This window comes from Bradyrhizobium sp. ISRA430, assembly GCF_029909975.1.
Classification (GTDB): Bacteria; Pseudomonadota; Alphaproteobacteria; order Rhizobiales; family Xanthobacteraceae; genus Bradyrhizobium.
Window position 1 is genome coordinate 6,799,913 of sequence record NZ_CP094516.1, and the last position, 23,064, is coordinate 6,822,976.

The window sequence follows — 23,064 nt, forward strand, 5'->3', positions numbered from 1 at the left end:
CAGATGGGATGCCGTAGACGGCGCGTGCGCAGCGACCGCCGGCATACCTTGCGCAGGATGTTGGCGGAGCGGTGCGCATGAGCCTCGCTGCCCGCAACAAAATCGATGTCACCGTATCGCTAGCTGCCGACGTAGTCGCCGCGGTCGAGATCCTGCCGCGAGTCCGGCCGCCGCTGGCGCGGCTGTTCGCTGGCAAACAAGCCTCGTCGCTGCTCAAGGTTCTGCCGCGGCTCTTCGCGTTGTGTGCCGCTGCGCAGCAAACCGCACTGCTGTCCGCGGTCGAGGCGGCGCGCGACGAAGTGATCACCCGCACAACAAAACAGCATCGTATTGCGCTTATCGTTACCGAGCGCATCGCGGATTTGCTACGGGGCCTCTTTGTCGGACATCTTGCGCAAGACATCGCCAGTGCGGCGGCAATCCGCTCCCTAATGCGGGGAATGTCAGCGCTTCTCGGCAGCGCACAGCCAGCCTGGGGCTCCGCTCAATGCGAAGCAACAGCGCGGATTGTGGCTGCGCTGACCTCGCTCGGCATGTCAAATGAGGGGGACGCGTTGAGGTCCGGTAGCCCATTGGCGCTTCGCATTGCAGCGCTTGATGAGATCGGCCTGAAGTCAATTCCGGCGGAGCACTCGTTCCTGTCCGTTGCTGACGACCTCAACATCATTAAACGGCTGCTCGTGGATGGCGCGACATTTTGCTATTGTCCGGATCTTGACGGACATGTGCCCGAGACGGGTCCATGGGCGCGCCAAATGACGCGTGATCGGCTCTCGCCGAGCCCCTCCGGTGCGGCCGAGCGGCTGAGGGCCAGAATTGCTGAAACCTTCCGGCTATGCGCCTGGCTCAAGGCCGGTGCTCAGATTGACTCGGCGGAGCATGGGATTATCGAAAGATATAAGTTGGGGCCCGGCCGTGCGGCGGCCGCGGTCGAATGTGCCAGGGGGCGTCTCTACCACGCGGTTGAGCTTGATCCTCAGGGCCGGATATCCCGCTTCGAAGTCCTTGCGCCGACGGAGTGGAATTTCCACCCGCGCGGACCGCTTGTCCGCAGCCTGCAGGGCGCGGTGCTGACGGCTAGACGACGTCGGGATGCAGTCCATGCGGTGATTGCATCGCTCGATCCCTGCGTCGGGTTCACTCTCAATTTTCGCGAAGTTGGCGATGCATGAAATGGCGATTTGTCTTGGCATCATTCAAATCGTCGAGGAGGAGGTACGTCACCGATCGTTTTCGCGGGTGCGGAGCGTCTGTCTAGAGATGGGAGCGCTGAGTCATGCCGCGCCTGAAGCGATCAGGTTCTGCTTTGCTCTCGTTGCAAGGCGGACCGTTGCCGAGGGCGCAGTCCTTAATATCGTCGAACTGCCAGGCGTTGCGTGGTGCATGAGCTGTTCGAAGAGCGTCGAAATTGCGCGGCGCGGTGAGTGCTGTCCTTGCTGCGGCAGCTATCAGTTGCAGGAAACCGCGGGCGAACAGATGCGCGTGAAAGAGCTGGAGATCGATTGATGTGTACCGTTTGCGGCTGCACCAAAGGGACGCCGTCGACCAAAGGCGCCAAGGCGCATGATGCGGAGAGCCATGAGCGATACGATGCCCATGTGCAGGACGATTGCGATCGCCATTATGCCCATCCGCATGGCGACCAAGGCCCGCAGCGTTCAAACCATGCTGGCGATAGTCATAGTCGCCATCGTCGCTCTGCCCATCAAAAGGCTCATGGCGTGCAGGCGCTTCTGAGCGGCGGCGCCGGGCCGGCTGGCTTGAAGGTCGCGGGCGTGAGCAGAGAGCGGGTCATTCAGATCGAGCGCGATATTCTTGGCAAGAATAATGGGATTGCGGCGGACAACCGCGCGCTCTTCGTCGCCGATGACCTGCTTGTATTTAATCTTTTGTCCAGTCCCGGTGCAGGTAAAACGACGCTGCTCGTCCGCGCCGTGTCCGAGCTCAAGCGTAGCCGGCCGGTCGGGGTCATCGAAGGCGACCAGCAGACCTCGAACGATGCCGAACGCATTCGAGCCGCCGGCGTGCCAGCCATTCAAATCAACACCGGCAACGGTTGCCATCTCGACGCTGCGATGATTGGCGAGGCTTATCGTCGCTTGCCGCTGCTCACGGGCGGTATTCTCTTCATCGAGAACGTCGGTAATCTGATCTGTCCCGCAGCGTTCGATCTTGGCGAAGCCTGCAAGATCGTAGTGCTGTCGATTACCGAAGGTGAAGATAAGCCGCTCAAATATCCTGATATGTTTGCCGCTTCTTCGCTCATGGTTATCAACAAGATTGATCTGGCCCCGCTGCTTGAGTTCGATTTCGGCAAGACGATCGAATACGCCAGACGCGTCAATCCAAAGATCGACGTGCTTGTAGTTTCGGCTCGTACGGGCGAGGGTTTTGGCGCGCTCTACGCCTGGATCGATAGACAGGCGGGGCATCAGAGGCGCGCCGTAGAGGACACAAGGCGATGAGCGCCGCAACCACCTGCGACCGAACACGGCTGCGCGTGCGCGTGAGTGGGGCCGTGCAAGGGGTCGGCTTTCGTCCTTACGTCTATGGACTCGCCATGCGGTACGGATTGGTGGGGTTTGTCATCAATGGCCCCGAGGGCGTTACGATCGAGGTCGAGGGCCACCGTGCGTCGGAGTTTGTCGCGACGTTGCCGCTCGAGGCGCCTCCATTGGCACGCATCGACCACATCTGCGTTCGGGAGACTGCGGCGCTCGCGGCGAAAGACTTTTCGATCGGTACGAGCGAAGGCGGCAAATTGTCAACGCAGATCGTCGCTGATGCTGCGGTCTGCCAGCAATGCCTCAGTGAGCTGTTCGATCCAGAAAATCGGCATTACCTTTACCCCTTCATCAGTTGCTGCCATTGCGGCCCACGCTACACCATCGCCGAACGGCTTCCGTACGATCGCCGCAACACCGTGATGAGGGCTTTTAGACTGTGCGCCGCCTGCGCGGCCGAATATGCCGATCCGGCGAGCCGCAGGTTTCATGCGGAGGCGATCGCGTGTCCGACATGCGGTCCTCAGCTCAGCCATGAGATCAGCGCCATTGTCGCGGCAATCGCGAGGGGCCAAATCGTGGCGATTAAGGGGCTGGGCGGATACCAGCTGCTTTGCGATGCGCGTAACCAGGACGCCGTGCAGCGTTTGCGCAGGAGAAAGCAGCGCCTTCAGAAGCCGTTCGCGGTTATGGTCGATTCCATAGAGTGCGTCAGCGACATCGCGGAGGCGAACGCGCCCGAGCTTGCGCTGCTCGAATCTGTAGCACGTCCCATCGTCCTTCTGCGTTCGCGCAATAATCTGTCGCCTGCCATAGCTCCTGGCTTATCGCGCGTGGGTGTCATGCTGCCTGTAGTACCGCTGCATCACCTCATCTTTCATGCGCTTCGCTCGGCAGGAGCATGTGCGGGGGCCGGCCCGGTCATCGTCGCCACCAGTGCCAATCTTTGCGGCGAACCGCTCCTGATCGACAACGCGCAGGCGCTGCAGCGGCTCAAGGGGATCGCCGACCTTATCGTGACCCATGATCGCGATATCCTGACGCGTGCTGATGACTCCGTGGTGTCGGTGGTGGCTGGCCGGCCGCAATTCATTCGTCGTGCCCGTGGCTATGTTCCCGAACCGATCAGGCTTGCGAAGTCTGTGCCGCCCGTGCTCGCCGTCGGCGGCGCACTGAAATCGACCGTCACCATCACGCGGGACAACCAAGCGTTCGTCTCCCAGCATATTGGCGATCTGGATACGGCCGAAGGCATCCGTGCGTTCGAGGAGACGATCCGACACCTCACATCGAGCCTTGATGTGGAGCCTGTCGCCGTCGCCCATGATCTGCATCCCGATATGGCTTCTACCCGGTTTGCGCAAGCAAATGGCCGCGCGCTGGTCGCTGTCCAGCATCACCACGCACACGCTGCCGCAGTGATCGCCGAGCACGGCCATGCGGGACCTGCGCTTGCCCTGGTGCTCGATGGCCATGGCCTTGGCTCCGAGGGCGATAACTGGGGTGGCGAACTATTGTTGTGCGAAGGGACGAGGTGCCGACGCATCGGGCACTTAGGGCCCCTGCAAATGCCTGGGGGAGATCGTGCAACCCGCGAGCCGTGGCGTATGGCAAGCGCAGTATTACACGGGCTCGGCCGGGGTAACGAAATCGGGCAGCGCTTTGCGGCGCAACGGCAGGCTGGATGTGTGTCGGCCTTGCTCGATCAGCCGGGCGGGGCCACCACGACCAGTGCGGGCCGATTGTTCGACGCGGCAGCGGCGCTGCTGGGGATTGCGAGTTTGCAGAGCTATGAGGGCGAAGCAGCGATGAAGCTCGAGGCGCTGGTGCGGCGGACTGCGATTGTCGAAGCCGGCTGGACGATCGATGGCGGCGTGCTGTCGCTTCGTCCGCTGTTTGCGCGGTTGATTGCAGATGACATTGACGCCGTGGGCGGAGCCGGGCTGTTTCATGGCACCTTCGCCGCCGCCTGCGTTGACTGGGTCACGCGCTCTGCGCGGACAACGGGCGTTAGTACCGTCGTTCTGAGCGGCGGCTGCTTCCTGAACGCGGTGCTGGCGGATGAAATCCCGCGCGGTTGCAGCGCTGCCGGCCTTAGCCCGCTCATGCCACGGCGGGTGCCGCCCAATGATGGCGGTTTGAGCCTTGGCCAGGCCTGGATTGCCGCTCTGCAGATGGCTCAACAGTCGTCCGCCAGGGGAGGAACAGCCTGATATGTGTCTTTCGGTTCCGGCAAAGATTGCGAAAATTCTTCCCAACGACATGGCCATAGTGTCCATCGATGGCATCAGCCTGGAGATATCGATTGCTCTCATCGACGAGCTCGAGGTCGGCGATTGCGTCCTTGTCCATGTCGGCTATGCGCTGGCCAAGATCGATCCGACGGAAGCCAAGCGCACGCTGGAGCTGCTGCAGGAGCTAGGCAGGGCAGGGGAACGCCGATCATGAAATATGCCGACGGATTTCGCGACAAGGCCATCGCGCAGGGAATTGCGCGTGCGATTAGCGCCGAGGTCAGTTCGCAAAGAGCCTATCGGTTCATGGAATTCTGCGGCGGACACACTCACGCGATCTCCCGCTACGGCCTGGAGGATCTGCTGCCCGCGAACGTCCGCATGATCCACGGGCCCGGTTGTCCCGTCTGCGTTCTGCCCGCCAGCCGAATCGATATGGCGATCCGGCTCGTCGACCGACCAGAGGTCACTCTGTGCGTCTACGGCGACCTGATGCGCGCGCCTGGGTCGCAAGGACAGTCCCTGTTGCGAGCCAAAGCGCTCGGCGCCGACATTCGGATGGTCTACTCGACGCTCGACGCTATCCGGCTCGCCGAACAGGCGCCGAGCCGCGAGGTGGTCTTCTTTGCCATCGGATTTGAGACCACGACGCCCCCGACGGCGGTGATGATCCGAATTGCCGAGAAGAAGCGGCTGAAGGGCCTCAGCGTGTTCTGCAACCACGTGCTTACACCCTCTGCGATGCACAGCATTCTCGAGACCCCGAAGATCCGCAACACCGGCGGGGTTCCAATTGACGGCTTCATCGGGCCTGCACATGTCAGCACCATTATCGGTACGCGGCCTTACGAGCCCCTGGCGGAACAATTCGGCAAGCCGATCGTGATCGCGGGATTTGAACCGCTCGATGTGATGCAGGCGATCCTGATGCTGGTGCGGCAGGTGAACGAAGATCGCTACGAGGTGGAGAACCAATACAGTCGTGCGGTGACGCGTGAAGGCAATCGGCGCGCCAAGGAGGAGGTATCGCAGATATTCGAACTGCGCGAGCAGTTTGAATGGCGTGGGCTCGGACTCGTACCCAACAGCGGACTGAAGCTGAGGCGGGCTTACGCGCAATTCGACGCCGAGACGCGTTTTGCGATCCACGACCTGCGTGTCGCAGACAATCCGGCGTGCGAGTGCTGCGCGATCCTGCGTGGCGCCAAGCGGCCAGTCGAGTGTAAGCTGTTTGGAACCGTCTGCACGCCGGAAACTCCCATAGGGTCCTGCATGGTATCATCGGAAGGCGCTTGTGCGGCGTATTGGACCTATGGCCGAGTTCGCGATGAACCGTTGAGGCAGACGTCATGAGCGTAAAGGCCTATCAACGCAAGCTCGACGTCGAGAACGGACGCGTTGATCTTTCCCACGGATCCGGGGGCCGTGCCATGGCACAGCTGATCTCCGGCCTTTTTCACCAAGCCTTTGGTAATGAATGGCTCGCCCGCTGCAATGATCAGTCGGCGTTTGACGTTGCTGCAGGCAGGATGGTGATGACGACCGACGGCTATGTGGTCTCGCCGCTGTTCTTTCCCGGCGGCAATATCGGGTCACTGGCTGTGCACGGCACGATCAATGATGTCGCGATGTCCGGCGCGCGTCCCCTCTATCTGTCGGCCAGTTTTATCATCGAGGAGGGCTTCCGGTTTTCTGATCTGAAGGCGATCGCGGATTCCATGGGCGCGGCAGCGCGCGGGGCCGGCGTTTACATCATTGCCGGAGACACCAAGGTCGTCGAGCGCGGCAAGGCGGATGGTCTGTTCATCTCTACGACCGGGATCGGGATTGTGGCCGATGGGCTCGATCTCTCCGCCGACAAGGCAAGGGTCGGGGACCGTGTGCTGGTGTCCGGTAGCCTCGGCGATCATGGGGTGGCGATCATGTCAAAACGTCAGAACGTCGCTTTTCAAACCGAGGTCGTCTCGGATTCCGCAGCGTTGCATAACCTCGTAGCGGTCATGGTTGCCGCCGGCGGTAGCGGCATCAGGGTGATGCGCGACCCCACGCGCGGTGGGCTTGCCGCGACCCTCAACGAGATTGCGCATCAATCCGAGCTCGGGTTCCGTCTGCAGGAAGCATCCATTCCGGTGAAGCCGGCGGTTGCGGCTACTTGCGAACTCCTTGGACTCGATCCCATCCATGTCGCCAACGAAGGCAAGCTCGTTGCGATCGTCGCGCCTGATTTGGCCGATGCCGTGCTTGCAGCCATGAAGGCGCACCCGCTCGGGTCCGATGCAGCTGATATTGGCGAGGCGGTGGCTGACGATCGGAAATTTGTGCAGATGGCGACCGGTTTCGGCGGTCGACGAATCGTCGACTGGTTGTGGGGCGAACAATTGCCTCGGATCTGTTGAACACGCTGCGCATCATCCAGTTTTTGGAAACCAAATTTATGATCAATGGTCATCAGCCATCAGCCATCAGCTCTGCAAACGATCCCTTCTATGGGCAATCCTGCCCAACCGGCAGACTGCGACTTCGCTCTTTAAGAAGTTTCGGCGAGGCGGAATTTCGGTTGTTAGCCTTTCCACGAGCCGAGAGCGCAATTCGAAACGATTCATCGCCATCGCGCAGTTTTCGACGGTTAAGCTCAGCGAGCATGGTCACACGATCCGCTCGGCACAAGTGGGGCTGAAATCCTGCGAAGCTTGCCAAATATCGTTGAATTTCTGCGCCATTTTGACGGCTGCGTCGCAATATCGCTGCTCGCTTCCGATTAGAAAGGCGCTCCAGGCAGGGAGTTTTCAAATGAAGGTCGGAGTGCCCAAGGAAATCAAGGCGCACGAATATCGCGTGGGCCTTACCCCGGGAGCTGTCCGCGAATATGTGGCAGCGGGCCACCGCGTGATGATCGAGACCAATGCAGGCGCTGGCATTGGTGCAACCGATGACGATTATCGCAATGCTGGCGCAACGATTCTAACTTCCGCAGCTGAGGTATTCGCATCGAGCGAGATGATCGTAAAGGTTAAGGAACCTCAGCCGTCCGAATGGTGTCAGCTGCGGGAAAATCAGATCCTGTTCACTTATCTGCATCTGGCCCCCGACCCGGATCAGGCCAAGGGCCTCCTGAAATCTGGATGCACTGCGATCGCCTATGAGACCGTAACTGATGCGCATGGTGGTCTTCCGCTGCTGGCGCCGATGAGCGAGGTCGCGGGTAGGCTTGCGATCGAAGCGGCGGGTAGCGCCCTGAAGCGGAGTGCAGGCGGACGAGGGCTGTTAATCGGTGGGGTGCCCGGTGTTCAGCCGGCCCGAATCGTGGTGATCGGAGGTGGCGTCGTTGGTACGCACGCGGCACGCATGGCGGTCGGTCTGGGCGCAGAGGTGACCATCATCGACCGTTCTATACCCCGGCTCCGCGAATTGGACGAGCTATTCGAAGGACGCGTTCGCACCAGGTTTTCGACCATCGACTCCGTGGAGGAAGAGGTATTTGCGGCGGATGTGGTGATTGGTGCCGTGCTCGTTCCAGGTGCGAGCGCGCCGAAGCTGGTCCGCCGGAGCATGCTGAACTCGATGCGCAAGAGGGCGGTGCTCGTGGACGTCGCTATCGATCAGGGCGGCTGCTTTGAGACATCGCACCCAACCACTCACGCTGATCCAACTTACGAAGTGGATGACGTCATTCATTATTGCGTGGCCAATATGCCCGGCGCCGTGCCGCTGACCTCGAGCCAGGCACTGAACAACGCGACGCTGCCGTTTGGTTTGGCTCTGGCCAACAAGGGTTTTTCCGCCGTGCTCGAAAATCCGCATTTGCGCGCAGGCCTCAACGTCCATCGGGGCCGGCTAACTTACAAAGCGGTGGCCGAAAGCCTCGGGCTGCCCTTCTCACCGATCGAACAGGCTGCGGCCTGATCCCAGAGGCCCTTATGGGCGTTTCCTCCCTGACTTAGGCCACCCTTCGGGGTGGCTTTTTTTCGGCTCCATCGATCTGCTGGCCGCCGCCGGCATTTATTTGGAACGCGGAGCGAAGCGGAGGATCACCAGACGAACGCCTGGCTTCAGTCGCCCGCACGATGCGAGACAATGTACTTTCGCTCCATACAGCGCATATGAATGCCGGTTTTGCCAGGTAATCGAAGGCAATTGAGAATGCGTCCCGCGGGTCCGCAGGGGACCTGCCATCACCGGAGCGACTTTATCTGGCGCGATCGCCGCGACGCTTTCTGACTGGGTGAGACGCCGACTGGACCGGTGATGACTGCGCGGGTTGTTCATCGGGGTGCTGTCGCCGAATCCGCCGCCGTCCCGGTGAGTGGAACCAACAAGATGCGGCTCGGGGTCGACCTGACACACCGGTGGAGAACTTTGTGAAGTCGCGCGGCGCATCGATCATAGCCGCGGCACGGCCGCCTTGGGAAGGATCGCAGATCGTTCCCTGAGGCTGGCGAACGCGGTTCACCTGATCGGCCGACTGCCGTGAGATCGACCATGCGTAAACCACGGCATCGAGATCAAGCTGCTGTCATGCCCGTTGTAGGATTTGCGACACCGTGTCGAGGCGGCTTGCGTTATCGAAAATAGCCCAGACAAATCAAGGTTAGACTGTCTGGCACAAGACTTGAAAGCAAGAAACTGTCCCGCACCTTTTGCTTATGGAATCGCAGTGATGGCCTACAAGATAATCGCATCCCAGTGCACCGTCTGCGGTGCGTGTGAGTTCGAATGTCCCAATGCCGCGATCAGCTTGAAGAACGACATATATGTGATCAATCCGACCCAGTGTACCCAATGTGAGGGGCATTTTGACGCGCCGCAATGCGCCGTCGTTTGCCCGGTGCCCGATACCTGCGTGCCGGCATAGCTGGAGTAGCCGATGAGAGGAGCTCCGGCGCGAAACATGATGAAGACGCTATCGCCAGCCGCCGCCTTTTGGATCCGTCTCCTGTTTCTCTCACTCGCTGGCCCCGAGTTGGCGGCGACTTGCGCGATCCGCTCAGAGAGATCGCGGCGCAATCCTCGCCGGCGGGAGTTGTCGTTGCGCGAGTGGAGCGGGCAATGGTAGCTGTACAAGAGACGGTCGAGCGCGTCCGGCGCATCGACGTCGACCAGTATCGATATGGCTTTGAGACGCTGATCGAGTCCGACAAGGCTCCGAAGGGGCTGTCGGAAGATACCGTCCGCTTCATCTCCGCAAAGAAGAGTGAACCGGCCTGGATGCTGGAATGGCGCCTGGAGGCGTATCGCCGCTGGCTGACCATGACCGAGCCGACCTGGGCGCGCGTCGACTATCCGAAGATCGAGTACCAGGACATCTACTACTACGCGGCGCCGAAGCCGAAGAAGACGCTGTCCTCGATCGACGAGATCGATCCGGAGATTCTGAAAACCTACGAGAAGCTCGGCATCCCGCTGCGCGAGGTCGCGACGCTCGAGGGCGTCGAGCCGCCACCCGGCGGCGAGCTGACGCCGAACCGCAAGATTGCGGTCGACGCCGTGTTCGATTCGGTTTCGGTTGCGACCACCTTCAAGGCAGAGCTGAAGGCGGCCGGCGTGATCTTCATGCCGATCTCGGAGGCGATCCGCGAGCATCCTGAACTGGTGCAGAAATATCTCGGCTCCGTGGTGCCGACCTCGGACAATTTCTATGCGACGCTGAACTCGGCGGTGTTCTCCGACGGCTCGTTCGTCTACGTGCCGCCGGGCGTGCGCTGCCCGATGGAGCTGTCGACCTATTTCCGCATCAACGAGCGCAACACCGGCCAGTTCGAACGCACGCTGATTATCGCTGACAAGGGCTCCTACGTCTCCTATCTCGAAGGCTGCACCGCGCCGCAGCGCGACGAGAACCAGCTTCACGCCGCCGTGGTCGAGCTCGTCGCGCTCGATGATGCCGAGATCAAATATTCGACGGTGCAAAACTGGTATCCCGGCAACTCGGAAGGCAAGGGCGGCATCTACAATTTCGTCACCAAGCGTGGCGACTGCCGCGGCGCCCACTCCAAGATCTCCTGGACCCAGGTCGAGACCGGCTCCGCCATCACCTGGAAGTATCCGAGCTGCATTCTCCGCGGCGACAACTCCCGCGGCGAGTTCTACTCGATCGCGATCTCGAACGGCTTCCAGCAGGTCGATTCCGGCACCAAGATGATCCACCTCGGCAAAAACACGTCGAGCCGGATCATCTCCAAGGGCATCGCGGCCGGAAAATCGCAGAACACCTATCGCGGCCTCGTCACCGCGCACCGCAAGGCGACCGGCGCGCGCAACTTCACGGCCTGTGACTCACTTCTGATCGGCGACAAGTGCGGCGCGCACACCGTGCCGTATATCGAGGCGAAGAACTCCTCGGCGACGTTCGAGCACGAAGCGACGACCTCAAAGATCTCCGAGGACGTGCTGTTCTATTGCATCCAGCGCGGCCTTTCGCAGGAAGAGGCCGTCGGCCTCGTCGTCAACGGCTTCGTCAAGCAAGTTCTGCAAAAACTGCCGATGGAGTTCGCGGTGGAGGCGCAGAGGCTAATCTCGATCTCGCTCGAGGGATCTGTTGGATAACCAAACCTCCCGCGAGCCCCCTCGAATGCGGCTCGCCAGATGATGCATTTCAGGGATCAGATCAGAATGGCGCTACTCGAAATCCGAGATTTGCATGTTGGTGTCGAAGACCGCGAAATCATTCGCGGCCTGCATCTTAACGTCAATGCTGGTGAGGTGCACGCGATCATGGGGCCGAACGGCTCCGGCAAATCGACGCTCTCGCACGTCATCGCCGGCAAGCCGGGCTATGAGATCACCGGCGGACAAATCCAGTTCAGGGGCGAGAACCTGTTGCGGATGGAGCCAAATGAACGCGCCGCCAAGGGCGTGTTCCTGGCATTCCAGTATCCGGTCGAGATCCCCGGCGTGACCACCATGAACTTCCTGCGGGCGGCACTGAACGCCCAGCGCAAGGCGCGCGACCAAAAGGAATTCTCCATCCCCGAAGTTCTGAAAAGAGTCCGCGAGGTGGCCGGTTCGCTCAACATTCCCCAGGACATGCTCAAGCGCGGCGTCAATGTCGGCTTCTCCGGCGGCGAGAAGAAGCGCAACGAAATTTTGCAGATGGCGTTGCTCGAGCCGAGTCTGTGCATCCTTGACGAGATCGATTCCGGTCTCGACATCGACGCGCTGCGTATCGTCGCCAGCGGCATCAACGCCTTGCGTTCGCCGGAACGAGCGATGATCGTGATCACCCACTATCGGCGGCTTCTCGACCATATCGTGCCGGACGTTGTGCACGTGATGTCGAAAGGGCGGGTCATGAAGAGCGGCGGCAAGGAACTCGCGCTCGAGCTCGAGGCTTGTGGCTACGCCCAATTCGAAGACGCGGCCTGACGGCTCTAGGGACTCCCCGATGAAGCAGGTTTTGCCGAAAGCCGACGCCGAACGCGCAATTGGCAATGTTTTCGCTGCGGCGCGTGGACGGCTGCCTGGTGCAGGCCTTGTCCCCCAAATCCGGGCGAGCGCATTCGAGGTCTACGAGCGTGCCGGCCTTCCGCATCGGTGCATGGAGGATTGGAAATACACAGATCTGCGCGCCCTGATCGGCGAGGTGCTGCCACTCGCTCCGCGACCGGATGCGGAGGCGCTGGTGCGCGCAAAGGTGTCGGTCAAGCAAGTGGCTGCCGATCAGGCGGTCAAACTGGTTTTGGTGGATGGCATATTCGCGCCGGAGCTATCCGATCTCGGCAGGCTGGAAAATGAAGTCGTTGTGCGGTCGCTGCGAGAGATTCTGGAGAATTCGGCCACTGGGGCCTTGGCCGGTCTGGTGCTGTCGACGACGAGCGATCCGGCGATCTCGCTCAATGCCGCAATGGCGACAGATGGTCTGGTGATTACGGTCGCCGACGGCAATGCGGTGAAGCGTCCAATTCAAATCGTTCACGTCGCAACCGGAGCGTCGGTGTCCACCTTTACACGCTCCTATCTGCAGCTCGGTAAAGGAGCGCATGCGGCTATCGTGGAAAGTTTCGTCCCGGCTGAAGGCGCGAGCGGCTATCAAGCCAACGATGCGATAATCGCCCTGGTTGGTGACGAGGCGAGCCTTTCGCACATCCGCGTGGCAGCCGATGCCTCTGACGCCGTGAACATCTCGTCGGCGATCATCGCAGTCGGCGCCAGGGCTAAGCTCGACCTCTTCAGCATGACCTGCAGCGGCTCCATCAGCCGCTATCAGGGATTCATCACGCTGGCCGGCGAGGAAACCAAGCTCTCGGCGAATGGGGTTAATCTCATCAGGGGCAAGCTCCACGCGGACACAACGATCGTGGTCGACCACGCCGTGCCACATTGCACCAGTCGGGAGAAGTTCCGCGCGGTCATCGACGATTGCGGCCGCTCGGTGTTTCAGGGCCGAATCGTCGTTCGTCCCGCCGCCCGGAAGACGGACGCCACCCTGACGACGCGAGCGCTGCTCCTATCCGACCAGGCCGAGGCCGACAATAAGCCGGAACTTGAAATCTTGGCTGACGACGTGACCTGCGGCCACGGAGCGACATCGGGTGCGCTCGACGACACTCTCGTATTCTATCTGCGCGCTCGGGGGCTATCCGAGAAGGATGCGCAGATGTTGCTGATTAAAGCGTTCCTTGGCCAGTCGATTGAGGAGATCACTTCCGAGAATCTGCGCGATTTTGTGACAGCGCAAGTTGAACACTGGCTGCAGGCGGGACGATGAGCGCACATCCGGCCGTGAGCAATGGCAGTTACGAGGTCAACCGTCTGCGTACGGACTTTCCTGCGCTCGCCATGACGGTGTACGGCAAGCCGCTTGTTTATCTCGACAACGCTGCATCCGCGCAAAAGCCCAACGCGGTGCTTGACCGTATGATGCAGGTGTACTCCAGCGAATACGCCAACGTTCATCGCGGCTTGCACTACCTCGCTAACGCGGCGACCGAGGCGTATGAAGGCGCCCGTACCAAGGTGGCGCAGTTTGTGAACGCGCGCTTAAACGAAGAGATCATCTTCACTCGGAGCGCCACGGAGGCAATCAATCTGGTCGCCCAGACTTTTGGCCGTGAACGCATTACCCCGGGTGATGAGATCGTTCTCTCGATTATGGAACACCACTCCAACATTGTGCCATGGCACCTTCTCAGGGAACGACTCGGTGCAGTGATCAAATGGGCGCCAGTGGATGATGACGGAAACTTCTTGCTCGATGATTTTGAGCGACTGCTGACCCCGCGTACCAAGATGGTTGCAATCACACAAATGTCGAACGTGCTCGGCACGGTATTGCCGGTGAAAGACGTGGTGAGGATCGCGCATGCTCGTGGTATCCCGGTGCTGGTCGACGGCTCGCAAGCTTGCGTCCATCTGAGCGCCGACGTCTGCGACATTGATTGCGATTTCTACGTCATGACGGGCCACAAACTCTATGGTCCGACTGGGATCGGCATGCTTTACGGCAAGTCTGAGCATCTGGCATCGATGCCGCCCTTCAATGGCGGCGGGGAGATGATCCGCGAGGTCTCGCGTTCTGGCGTCATTTATGGTGATCCGCCACACCGGTTCGAAGCGGGTACGCCGCCTATCGTCGAAGCCATCGGTTTAGGGGCGGCTATCGATTACATCAATTCAATAGGCAAGGTGCAGATCCGCAGGCACGAGAGCGTACTGCTCGCTTACGCGCAGGAGAGGCTGGCGGAGATCAATTTCGTGCGCATGATCGGGACCCCGGCCGACAAGGGACCGATCATTTCCTTTGATGTGAAGGGTGCGCATGCGCATGATATTGCCACCGTCATCGACCGCGCCGGTGTAGCGGTGCGGGCGGGGACCCATTGTGCGATGCCGCTGCTCAAGCGCTTCGGCGTGCTGGCGACGTGCCGTGCGTCCCTCGGACTTTACAATACACGTGAAGAGATTGATGTGCTCGTGCGTGCGCTTATCAAGGCGCGGCAGCTGTTCTCGTGATTCCGCGAGCCTACGATGTCCAGGTGGCGAGGCAGCTGGCATTGAGGTCTGGAGGATGAGGTCATGCACCTCATCGTCATCGCAGCAGGTAAGCACCTGTAGGTCTCAGCAAGCATAGATAGCATTTTCAAGCCTGTGTCGGCTAGCCGGCCTTGGAGCCGGTCTTGCTGTACTGGCGCCTTCGGCGAGCGCGATGGCAGAGTACTGCGATCGCGGACACGCTCGAGAATTGGGCGCGCAATTTCACGCATAACCAGCCCCTGTTCCATTTCGAACAGGGCCAAACCAAGAGTTCTCTGCCCAAAGCGTGATGTCGGGTTCGCAACAACACCCCCTGTCACCGCACGAGGCGCGCTAAGCGATTTTGATTGCTCTGTTTTTTGTGCTCACGAGGCGCTGGCATGCTGGTTGCAGAAGTCTTGCTCAAGAAGCCGCCCTCGCAACAGCTAACCTTTGAAGGACATCAGATGAGTCTCGCTACGACCCAGAGCATCGCAGAAATCAGGGCTCGCAACAAAGAGCTGATCGAGGAGGTGCTGAAGGTCTATCCGGAGAAAACCGCGAAACGGCGTGCCAAGCACCTCAACGTTCACCAAGCCGGCAAGTCAGATTGCGGGGTGAAGTCCAACATCAAATCCATACCTGGCGTGATGACGATCAGAGGCTGCGCCTATGCAGGGTCAAAGGGGGTGGTCTGGGGACCGATCAAGGACATGGTCCATATCAGCCACGGCCCGGTCGGCTGCGGTCAGTATTCGTGGGGCTCGCGACGCAATTATTACGTTGGCACGACGGGCATCGATAGCTTCGTGACCCTGCAGTTCACCTCCGACTTTCAGGAAAAGGATATCGTATTCGGTGGCGACAAAAAGCTGGTCAAAATTCTTGACGAAATCCAGGAGCTGTTTCCGCTCAACAACGGCATCACGATCCAATCGGAATGCCCGATCGGACTGATCGGTGACGACATCGAGGCCGTGTCGAGAGCGAAATCCAAGGAATACGGCGGCAAGACCATCGTGCCGGTCCGTTGTGAGGGCTTTCGGGGTGTATCGCAGTCACTAGGCCATCACATTGCCAACGACGCGGTGCGCGATTGGATTTTCGACCAGCTCGAGTCCGATGGCAAACCAAAGTTTGAGCCGACGCCGTACGATGTTGCGATCATCGGAGACTACAATATCGGCGGCGACGCCTGGTCATCGCGAATTCTGCTGGAGGAGATGGGCCTGCGGGTGATCGCGCAGTGGTCCGGCGACGGTTCACTGGCTGAGCTCGAGGCAACGCCGAAGGCAAAGCTCAACATTCTGCATTGCTACCGTTCCATGAACTACATCTCACGCCACATGGAAGAGAAGTTCGGTATCCCCTGGTGCGAGTACAACTTCTTCGGTCCTTCAAAGATCGCAGAGTCGCTGCGTAAGATTGCGGGCTATTTCGACGACAAGATTAAGGAAGGCGCCGAGCGGGTGATTGAAAAGTACCAACCTCTGGTGAACGCTGTGATCGCAAAATATCGCCCGCGCCTGGAGGGCAAGACGGTGATGCTGTACGTCGGCGGGCTCCGTCCGCGTCATGTGATTGGCGCATACGAGGACCTCGGGATGGAAGTTATTGGCACCGGATACGAGTTCGGTCACAACGACGACTATCAGCGCACAGCTCAGCATTACGTAAAGGACAGCACGCTCATCTACGATGACGTCAATGGCTATGAGTTCGAGCGCTTCGTCGAAAAGCTCCAGCCTGACCTCGTCGGCTCGGGCATCAAAGAAAAATACGTTTTTCAAAAGATGGGTGTGCCGTTCCGGCAGATGCACTCCTGGGATTATTCGGGCCCATATCACGGCTATGACGGCTTTGCGATCTTTGCGCGCGACATGGACATGGCCATCAACTCGCCGGTCTGGAAGAAAACGAAGGCACCCTGGAAGGAAGCTTCGAGAGCCAAGCTCCTAGCTGCAGAATAAACCAACTCATCTCGCTCTGTGGGAACGCCGGGCGACACCAATCTCGATAGTGAAGGATTTCAACAATGGTGCAGAGTGCCGAACACGTGCTCGATCATCTCGAGCTGTTCCGCGGTCCAGAATACCAGCAGATGCTGGCCAAGAAGAAGATATTCGAGAATCCTCGCGATCCCGCCGAGGTCGAACGCATCAAGGAATGGACGAAGACGGCCGAATATCGCGAAAAGAACTTTGCGCGGGAGGCGCTAGCGGTAAATCCGGCCAAGGCATGCCAGCCGCTCGGCGCCGTATTCGCCTCCGTTGGCTTTGAGGGCACGCTGCCTTTCGTCCACGGCTCGCAAGGATGCGTGGCTTATTACCGCAGCCACCTGTCGCGGCACTTCAAGGAGCCTTCCTCCTGCGTCTCTTCGTCTATGACGGAAGACGCTGCCGTATTCGGCGGCCTGAACAACATGATCGACGGGCTCGCGAACAGCTATAACATGTACAAACCCAAGATGATTGCGGTCTCGACGACCTGCATGGCCGAGGTGATCGGCGATGACCTCAACGCCTTCATTAAAACGTCGAAAGAAAAAGGCTCGGTTCCGGCGGACTTCGACGTGCCATTCGCCCATACGCCGGCGTTCGTCGGCAGCCACGTCACCGGTTATGACAATGCGCTCAAGGGCATTCTGGAGCATTTTTGGGACGGTAAGGCCGGAACAGCGCCGAAGCTGGAGCGCAAGCAGAACGGGGCGATCAACATCATTGGTGGGTTCGATGGCTATACCGTCGGGAACCTTCGCGAGATCAAGCGCATCTTGGCGTTGATGGGCATCCAGCACACGATTCTCGCCGATAATTCTGAAGTCTTCGATACTCCGACAGACGGCGAATTCCGGATGTATGACGGAGGCACGACGCTGGAAGATGCGGCCAACGCGGTTCACGCCAAGGCGACAATCTCCATGCAGCAGTGGTGCACCGAAAAAACGCTGCCATTCGTGGCTGAGCATGGGCAGGACGTCGTATCCTTCAACTACCCGGTGGGCTTATCCGCAACGGATGACTTTATCGTGGCGCTGTCACGCATCAGCGGCAAGGAGATTCCCGAGCAACTCGCGCGAGAACGTGGCCGCCTGGTCGACGCCATCGCTGACTCCAGCGCGCATATCCATGGCAAGAAGTTCGCGATCTATGGCGATCCGGATCTTTGCTATGGGTTGGCTGCGTTTCTGCTCGAACTCGGCGCCGAACCGACCCATGTGCTGTCCACGAACGGCAACAAGGCATGGCACGAAAAAATGCAGGTGCTGCTTGCAAGCTCGCCATTTGGGCAGGGCTGCCAAGCCTATCCGGGCCGAGACCTCTGGCACATGCGTTCACTCTTGTTCACCGAGCCAGTCGATTTTCTGATTGGCAACACCTATGGCAAGTATCTGGAGCGCGATACTGGAACGCCACTGATCCGCATCGGCTTTCCGGTTTTTGATCGGCATCACCATCACCGCTCCCCCCTATGGGGCTATCAGGGCGGCCTGAATGTGCTGGTGAAGATCCTGGACAAGATCTTCGATGAGATCGACAAGAAGACAAACGTTCTTGGAAAAACTGACTACAGCTTCGACATCATTCGTTGATGAGCGACCGTGCGCGTGCCATCGCCCAAACACTCGACGATGGCACAAGCACACGACGGTTGACCATGCAATTAGTTTGCGCTGAGAGGAAAAAGGGATGAGTTCACTAGCGGCCACGGTCCAGAATATTTTCGACGAGCCGGGCTGCGCCAAGAATGGCAGTAAGTCGGAGGCTGAACGCAAGAACGGCTGCACCAAACAGCTGCAGCCGGGTAGCGCTGCCGGCGGCTGTGCTTTCGATGGCGCCAAGGTTGCGCTGCAGCCGTTCACCGATGTCGCTCACTTGGTGCATGGTCCGATCGCGTGCGAAGGTAATTCCTGGGACAATCGCGGCGCGGCCTCGTCAGGCTCCAATCTGTGGCGCACCGCGTTCACAACCGATTTGAGCGAAACCGATATTGTATTCGGAGGCGAGAAGCGGCTCTGCAAAGCGATCAAGGAGATCATCGACAAGTGCGACCCGCCCGCCATCTTCGTCTATCAAACCTGCATCCCGGCGATGATCGGCGACGACATCAACGCAGTCTGTAAGGCAGCATCTCAAAGGTTCGCAAAGCCGGTGATCCCGATCAATTCCCCGGGCTTCGTCGGCTCGAAGAACCTCGGTAACAAGCTCGCCGGCGAGGCGTTGCTCGACTATGTGATCGGGACGCAAGAGCCGGACTACACCACCCCGTACGATATCAACCTAATCGGGGAATACAATCTTTCGGGAGAGCTCTGGCAAGTAAAGCCATTGCTAGACGAGCTTGGGGTACGGATTCTCTCCTGCATCTCCGGCGATGGCAAATATCGCGAAGTCGCTTCATCTCATCGCGCGCGGGCGGCGATGTTGGTGTGCTCAAAGTCCATGATCAACGTCGCACGCAAAATGGAGCAACGCTACGGGATCCCGTTCTTCGAGGGGTCGTTCTACGGTATTCAAGATTCGAGCGAATCGCTGCGTCAGCTTGCCCGCCTATTGGTTAAACGCGGCGCGCCGACAGATCTGCTCGGACGCACTGAAGCGGTGATCGCGCGCGAGGAAGCGTGGGCCTGGGCTGCGATAGAGCCGTACAAGCCTCGATTCGAAGGCAAGAAGGCCTTGTTGATTACCGGCGGCGTCAAGTCATGGTCGGTCGTTGCGGCACTTCAGGAAGCCGGGCTTGAGTTAGTCGGAACCAGCGTCAAGAAATCAACCAGCAAAGACAAGGAGCGCATCAAGGAGCTCATGGGGCAGGATGCCCACATGATCGAGGACATGACGCCGCGCGAGCTGTACAAGATGTTGAAGGACGCAAAAGCGGACATCATGCTATCGGGCGGCAAGTCGCAGTTCGTCGCGCTGAAAGCGGCGATGCCCTGGCTCGATATCAACCAGGAGCGTTGCCACGCCTATATGGGCTATGTCGGAATGGTCAAGCTGGTGGAGGAGATCGATAAATCGCTCTCCAGTCCCATGTGGGAGCAGCTACGTCGACCCGCACCATGGCAGGCATTGGCCAAGGCGATGGAGCAGATGCAATCGCCGGTGGCCGCGATCGCCTGCGATCCGGCGCTCGCCGAAACCGCGCGCCGCGCGAGGAAGATCTGCGTGTGTAACGCGGTCGATCTGGGCACGATTGAGGATGCAATCTACGCGCACGGCCTGAGGAGCGTCGCAGCGGTCAGAGAGCATACCAATGCGGTCGGTGGCTGCTGCCAAAGACGCATCGAAGCTATCTTGGTGTCCGAGCCATCTGCCATGCGACAGGCCGCAGAATAGGGAGGCGTCATGGCCATCGTCACGGCGCCGACGAAAGCCTGCGCTGTCAACCCGCTGAAGATGAGTCAGCCGATCGGCGGCGCATTCGCCTTCATGGGGCTGCGTGGGGCGATGCCGCTTCTGCACGGCTCCCAGGGATGCACATCCTTCGGGCTCACGCTCTTTGTCCGGCATTTCAAAGAGGCAGTACCGCTACAGACCACCGCGATGAGCGAGGTCGCGACCGTATTCGGCGGTTATGAGAATCTCGAGCAGGCGATACTGAACATCTACAACCGTGCCAAGCCAAAGATCATCGGAATCTGCTCGACCGGGGTCACCGAGACCAACGGCGACGATGTGGATGCCTACCTCAAGCTAATCCGGAGCAAGCAACCGCAACTCGCAAAGTTGCCACTGGTGTATGTCTCGACGCCTGATTTCAAGGGCGCGTTCCAGGACGGCTGGGAGAAGGCTGTGGCCCGCATTGTGGAGGTGCTGGTGGAAGGGCCCAGCGCCAGTGGCCTGCGGGACCCATCGAAAGTGAATATTCTGCCGGGATGTCACCTCACGCCCGGCGACCTTGATGAACTCCGCGTCATAGTGGAGGATTTTGGATTGTGCCCGTCCTTCCTCCCTGACCTGGCGGGATCGCTCGATGGGCATATCCCCGATGAGTATACGCCAACGACCATCGGCGGCATCGGCGTCGACGAAATTGCGAGCATGGGCTGCGCCGGATGGACGATTGCAATTGGGGCGCAGATGCAGCGTGCGGCAGAGGTCATGCAGGTCAAGACCGGCGTGCCTTTTCGCGTCTTCGAGCGGCTGTGTGGTCTCTGTCCGAACGACGAATTCATGACGTTCTTGAGCGAGATCAGCGGCCGCCCCATACCCTTGAAATATCGGCGCCAGCGCAGTCAGCTCGCCGATGCAATGCTGGACGCGCACTTCCATATTGGCGGTCGCAAAGTTGCTATCGGCGCTGAGCCAGACCTTCTGTTCGATTTGTCCGGCATGCTGCACGACATGGGCGCGCAGGTGACAGCGGCCGTGACGACCACCCAGTCGGAGGTGATCGAGCGGATCAAGACCAAGGAGGTACTCATTGGCGATCTCGAGGATCTGGAGGGGCTTGCCAAAACACACCATTGCGACCTGCTGATCACGCATTCGCATGGCAGGCAAGCGGCGGCTCGGCTGAAATTGCCGTTCTATCGTACGGGTTTTCCGATGTTCGATCGACTTGGCGCGGGACACCAACTATCCGTGGGCTATCGTGGTACCCGCAATCTGATCTTCGAAATCGCCAACCTCGTGATCGCGCACCGCGAGGAAAACGATCAGCCTACGCCCGATAGATGGCGGACTACGACCGGACTGCCACGATGCTCGGGGTATCGCAGCTCCACCGGCGCGGCTGAGAGGTCAATCGCATGAAGGTCGCGTTTGCCACTCAGGACCTGAGACGAGTCGATGCCCATTTTGGTTGGGCAAAGAATATAGCAATTTACGATGTCGCGCCTGGCGGGCACGTGTTTCTCAAAGCGATTGAGTTTGAGGGCGATCTTAAGGAGGACGGCAAGGACGATAAGTTGGCGCCGAAGATCGAGGCGATCAAGGATTGCGCGATTCTTTACGTCGCCGCCATTGGCGGTGCCGGGGCCGCGCGAGTGGTGGCCAACAAGATCCATCCTATCAAGGTGAACAAGCCAGAAAGCATTCTGGTGTTGCTCGAAAAACTCGAGCGCGTACTGAAGGGCACGCCACCTCCATGGCTACGCAAGGCTATGGCAAAAGACCAACGGCGAACGTTCGAGTTCGACGAATGAGGTGATATGACGGCAAAAATGGAGCAGCAGGGCAGCGCGGTCAATGCGCCATTCCTCATCGAATTGGTCAAGATTTGGCGTGCTCAAGATGCCAACGGAGCTTGGGACGGGAAGGGCGATTTTGATCTGCTCGAACCCTATATCCTGGACAAGAAGAAACGGCGCGCATTGCCGATTATCGGTGATCCCGATCCCGATACACTGTGGCGGCTTGAGCTGTTCTTCGATGCGGTCGCGCTGTCGATCGAGAGGGAGACCGGCGTTATGATTCAGCCGATTCTGAAGATGCATCATGAAGGCTTCGGACGGATAGTACTCATCGCAGGCCGGCTGATCGCCGTGAACAAGCAGCTGCGCGACGTGCATCGCTTCGGATTCGATAATTTCGTCAATCTGGCTCAGGAGGGGGATAAATATGTCAGCGACGGAATTGACCTGATTCGGAAATTCCCAGACGTGGCGAACTATTGAGGATACTCACTCATGGCGATCGTGAAACACTGAAGGCCGAGCTAAGGAAAGTGTCGGCCAAGGCGACGCAAGCCAAGATGGATTTGCACGACCTTTCGGAAGAATTGCCCATCAATTGGACCTCGATCATGGTGGTGGCGCAGAAGGCGTACGATGCCTATGCCGAACTTGAGCGCAAGGGCCGCGACTTGAAGGCGCTTGAAAAGACTTAAAGGGGCAATGCATGTCGTTTCAAACACGAGACGGGCGCGACTGGACGCCGCAATACCTGATCTCGATCGATGCCAAGAAGTGCATCGGCTGTGGCCGCTGTTTCAAGGTTTGCGGCCGAGATGTCATGACGTTGAAAGGAATCAGCGAGGATGGCGAATTTGTCAACCTCGATGACGACGACGATGAGATCGAAAAGAAGATTATGGTTCTGAATGATCAAGGCGCCTGCATTGGCTGCGGTGCATGCGCCAGGGTGTGCCCGGCCAACTGCCAGACTCACACTTCAGTCGTACCTGAAGCGGCGTGAGCGAACACACTCGTCCTGTCGCGGCAGGCGAGATATAGGTGAGGAAAGGTGCAATTTTGATCAGGTGAACTCATGGTGAGGACGGCGCGCCAGAAGGATCTCGATTAAACATCGAATAGCAAGATCGAGCGAGCTAAAGCGCAAGCATTGCCCGGTGATGGTTGGGCGCCCGCTATGTTATGCCGATACAATGGCCGTTGCTCACAAACCACTCGTCTCCAAGGTCAGCCTATTCGTAGA

At 59.4% G+C, this 23,064-nt stretch carries 21 protein-coding genes; all 21 read left to right on the top strand.

Annotated features, from left to right (window positions below):
* Positions 1–77 precede the first annotated feature (77 nt).
* The 21 genes from MTX21_RS32330 to fdxB all read left to right on the top strand — a co-directional run bounded on the left by MTX21_RS32330 (position 78) and on the right by fdxB (position 22,824).
* Positions 78–1,172, top strand: a complete 1,095-nt coding sequence (locus MTX21_RS32330) for a nickel-dependent hydrogenase large subunit (RefSeq protein ID WP_280968627.1) — start codon at positions 78–80, stop codon at positions 1,170–1,172.
* Positions 1,165–1,506, top strand: coding sequence for a hydrogenase maturation nickel metallochaperone HypA (locus MTX21_RS32335; protein ID WP_280968628.1), 342 nt, complete (start codon positions 1,165–1,167; stop codon positions 1,504–1,506). Before MTX21_RS32330 ends, MTX21_RS32335 begins: the two co-directional genes overlap by 8 nt.
* Positions 1,506–2,465, top strand: coding sequence for a hydrogenase nickel incorporation protein HypB (gene hypB, locus MTX21_RS32340; RefSeq protein ID WP_280968629.1), 960 nt, complete (start codon positions 1,506–1,508; stop codon positions 2,463–2,465). The genes MTX21_RS32335 and hypB overlap by 1 nt, the downstream gene beginning before the upstream one ends.
* On the top strand, positions 2,462–4,717 hold the full coding sequence (gene hypF / locus MTX21_RS32345) for a carbamoyltransferase HypF (RefSeq protein WP_280968630.1): 2,256 nt from the start codon (positions 2,462–2,464) through the stop codon (positions 4,715–4,717). The genes hypB and hypF overlap by 4 nt, the downstream gene beginning before the upstream one ends.
* A 49-nt stretch (positions 4,718–4,766) precedes the next feature.
* Positions 4,767–4,952, top strand: coding sequence for a HypC/HybG/HupF family hydrogenase formation chaperone (locus MTX21_RS32350; protein ID WP_341510906.1), 186 nt, complete (start codon positions 4,767–4,769; stop codon positions 4,950–4,952).
* A complete protein-coding gene (gene hypD, locus MTX21_RS32355; protein ID WP_280968632.1) occupies positions 4,949–6,091 on the top strand; it encodes a hydrogenase formation protein HypD in 1,143 nt (380 codons plus the stop codon). The genes MTX21_RS32350 and hypD overlap by 4 nt, the downstream gene beginning before the upstream one ends.
* Positions 6,088–7,134 carry a hydrogenase expression/formation protein HypE gene (hypE, locus tag MTX21_RS32360; protein ID WP_280968633.1) on the top strand — a complete coding sequence of 349 codons (1,047 nt, stop codon included), beginning with the start codon at positions 6,088–6,090 and terminating at the stop codon, positions 7,132–7,134. Before hypD ends, hypE begins: the two co-directional genes overlap by 4 nt.
* Positions 7,135–7,528: 394 nt before the next feature.
* Entirely contained in the window at positions 7,529–8,641 is a 1,113-nt protein-coding gene (gene ald / locus MTX21_RS32365) for an alanine dehydrogenase (protein ID WP_280968634.1), read from the top strand.
* A 754-nt stretch (positions 8,642–9,395) separates the two neighbouring features.
* Positions 9,396–9,590 (top strand): 4Fe-4S binding protein, encoded by a 195-nt coding sequence (locus MTX21_RS32370; protein ID WP_035730311.1) that lies wholly within the window; start codon positions 9,396–9,398, stop codon positions 9,588–9,590.
* Between the two features lie 194 nt (positions 9,591–9,784).
* On the top strand, positions 9,785–11,281 hold the full coding sequence (sufB, locus tag MTX21_RS32375) for a Fe-S cluster assembly protein SufB (RefSeq protein ID WP_280968635.1): 1,497 nt from the start codon (positions 9,785–9,787) through the stop codon (positions 11,279–11,281).
* A 66-nt stretch (positions 11,282–11,347) separates the two neighbouring features.
* Positions 11,348–12,100 carry a Fe-S cluster assembly ATPase SufC gene (gene sufC, locus MTX21_RS32380; protein WP_280968636.1) on the top strand — a complete coding sequence of 251 codons (753 nt, stop codon included), beginning with the start codon at positions 11,348–11,350 and terminating at the stop codon, positions 12,098–12,100.
* A gap of 19 nt (positions 12,101–12,119) precedes the next feature.
* Positions 12,120–13,442: a Fe-S cluster assembly protein SufD gene (gene sufD / locus MTX21_RS32385; protein WP_280968637.1), complete on the top strand. Its 1,323-nt coding sequence runs from the start codon at positions 12,120–12,122 to the stop codon at positions 13,440–13,442.
* Positions 13,439–14,686, top strand: coding sequence for a cysteine desulfurase (locus MTX21_RS32390; protein ID WP_280968638.1), 1,248 nt, complete (start codon positions 13,439–13,441; stop codon positions 14,684–14,686). The genes sufD and MTX21_RS32390 overlap by 4 nt, the downstream gene beginning before the upstream one ends.
* A 467-nt stretch (positions 14,687–15,153) precedes the next feature.
* Positions 15,154–16,656, top strand: coding sequence for a nitrogenase molybdenum-iron protein alpha chain (nifD, locus tag MTX21_RS32395; RefSeq protein ID WP_280970858.1), 1,503 nt, complete (start codon positions 15,154–15,156; stop codon positions 16,654–16,656).
* A gap of 65 nt (positions 16,657–16,721) precedes the next feature.
* The gene (gene nifK / locus MTX21_RS32400) at positions 16,722–18,278 is read left to right on the top strand and encodes a nitrogenase molybdenum-iron protein subunit beta (RefSeq protein WP_280968639.1); all 1,557 of its coding nucleotides are present in this window, start codon (positions 16,722–16,724) and stop codon (positions 18,276–18,278) included.
* 97 nt (positions 18,279–18,375) lie between these two features.
* Positions 18,376–20,022 (top strand): nitrogenase iron-molybdenum cofactor biosynthesis protein NifE, encoded by a 1,647-nt coding sequence (nifE, locus tag MTX21_RS32405; RefSeq protein WP_280968640.1) that lies wholly within the window; start codon positions 18,376–18,378, stop codon positions 20,020–20,022.
* 9 nt (positions 20,023–20,031) lie between these two features.
* Positions 20,032–21,441 (top strand): nitrogenase iron-molybdenum cofactor biosynthesis protein NifN, encoded by a 1,410-nt coding sequence (nifN, locus tag MTX21_RS32410; RefSeq protein ID WP_280968641.1) that lies wholly within the window; start codon positions 20,032–20,034, stop codon positions 21,439–21,441.
* Positions 21,438–21,833 carry a nitrogen fixation protein NifX gene (gene nifX / locus MTX21_RS32415; RefSeq protein ID WP_280968642.1) on the top strand — a complete coding sequence of 132 codons (396 nt, stop codon included), beginning with the start codon at positions 21,438–21,440 and terminating at the stop codon, positions 21,831–21,833. Before nifN ends, nifX begins: the two co-directional genes overlap by 4 nt.
* A 6-nt stretch (positions 21,834–21,839) precedes the next feature.
* A complete protein-coding gene (locus MTX21_RS32420; RefSeq protein WP_280968643.1) occupies positions 21,840–22,304 on the top strand; it encodes a NifX-associated nitrogen fixation protein in 465 nt (154 codons plus the stop codon).
* 2 nt (positions 22,305–22,306) lie between these two features.
* Complete coding sequence (locus tag MTX21_RS32425) at positions 22,307–22,516, top strand: CCE_0567 family metalloprotein (RefSeq protein ID WP_280971416.1); 210 nt, start codon at positions 22,307–22,309, stop codon at positions 22,514–22,516.
* Positions 22,517–22,527: 11 nt separating this feature from the next.
* Complete coding sequence (gene fdxB / locus MTX21_RS32430; RefSeq protein WP_280968645.1) at positions 22,528–22,824, top strand: ferredoxin III, nif-specific; 297 nt, start codon at positions 22,528–22,530, stop codon at positions 22,822–22,824.
* Positions 22,825–23,064 lie beyond the last annotated feature (240 nt).

Coding starts and splice junctions, on each gene's coding strand:
- MTX21_RS32330 (WP_280968627.1), top strand. CDS start 78: ATGAGCCTCGCTGCCCGCAACAAAATCGATGTCACCGTATCGCTAGCT.
- MTX21_RS32335 (WP_280968628.1), top strand. CDS start 1,165: ATGCATGAAATGGCGATTTGTCTTGGCATCATTCAAATCGTCGAGGAG.
- hypB (WP_280968629.1), top strand. CDS start 1,506: ATGTGTACCGTTTGCGGCTGCACCAAAGGGACGCCGTCGACCAAAGGC.
- hypF (WP_280968630.1), top strand. CDS start 2,462: ATGAGCGCCGCAACCACCTGCGACCGAACACGGCTGCGCGTGCGCGTG.
- MTX21_RS32350 (WP_341510906.1), top strand. CDS start 4,767: ATGGCCATAGTGTCCATCGATGGCATCAGCCTGGAGATATCGATTGCT.
- hypD (WP_280968632.1), top strand. CDS start 4,949: ATGAAATATGCCGACGGATTTCGCGACAAGGCCATCGCGCAGGGAATT.
- hypE (WP_280968633.1), top strand. CDS start 6,088: ATGAGCGTAAAGGCCTATCAACGCAAGCTCGACGTCGAGAACGGACGC.
- ald (WP_280968634.1), top strand. CDS start 7,529: ATGAAGGTCGGAGTGCCCAAGGAAATCAAGGCGCACGAATATCGCGTG.
- MTX21_RS32370 (WP_035730311.1), top strand. CDS start 9,396: ATGGCCTACAAGATAATCGCATCCCAGTGCACCGTCTGCGGTGCGTGT.
- sufB (WP_280968635.1), top strand. CDS start 9,785: ATGGTAGCTGTACAAGAGACGGTCGAGCGCGTCCGGCGCATCGACGTC.
- sufC (WP_280968636.1), top strand. CDS start 11,348: ATGGCGCTACTCGAAATCCGAGATTTGCATGTTGGTGTCGAAGACCGC.
- sufD (WP_280968637.1), top strand. CDS start 12,120: ATGAAGCAGGTTTTGCCGAAAGCCGACGCCGAACGCGCAATTGGCAAT.
- MTX21_RS32390 (WP_280968638.1), top strand. CDS start 13,439: ATGAGCGCACATCCGGCCGTGAGCAATGGCAGTTACGAGGTCAACCGT.
- nifD (WP_280970858.1), top strand. CDS start 15,154: ATGAGTCTCGCTACGACCCAGAGCATCGCAGAAATCAGGGCTCGCAAC.
- nifK (WP_280968639.1), top strand. CDS start 16,722: ATGGTGCAGAGTGCCGAACACGTGCTCGATCATCTCGAGCTGTTCCGC.
- nifE (WP_280968640.1), top strand. CDS start 18,376: ATGAGTTCACTAGCGGCCACGGTCCAGAATATTTTCGACGAGCCGGGC.
- nifN (WP_280968641.1), top strand. CDS start 20,032: ATGGCCATCGTCACGGCGCCGACGAAAGCCTGCGCTGTCAACCCGCTG.
- nifX (WP_280968642.1), top strand. CDS start 21,438: ATGAAGGTCGCGTTTGCCACTCAGGACCTGAGACGAGTCGATGCCCAT.
- MTX21_RS32420 (WP_280968643.1), top strand. CDS start 21,840: ATGACGGCAAAAATGGAGCAGCAGGGCAGCGCGGTCAATGCGCCATTC.
- fdxB (WP_280968645.1), top strand. CDS start 22,528: ATGTCGTTTCAAACACGAGACGGGCGCGACTGGACGCCGCAATACCTG.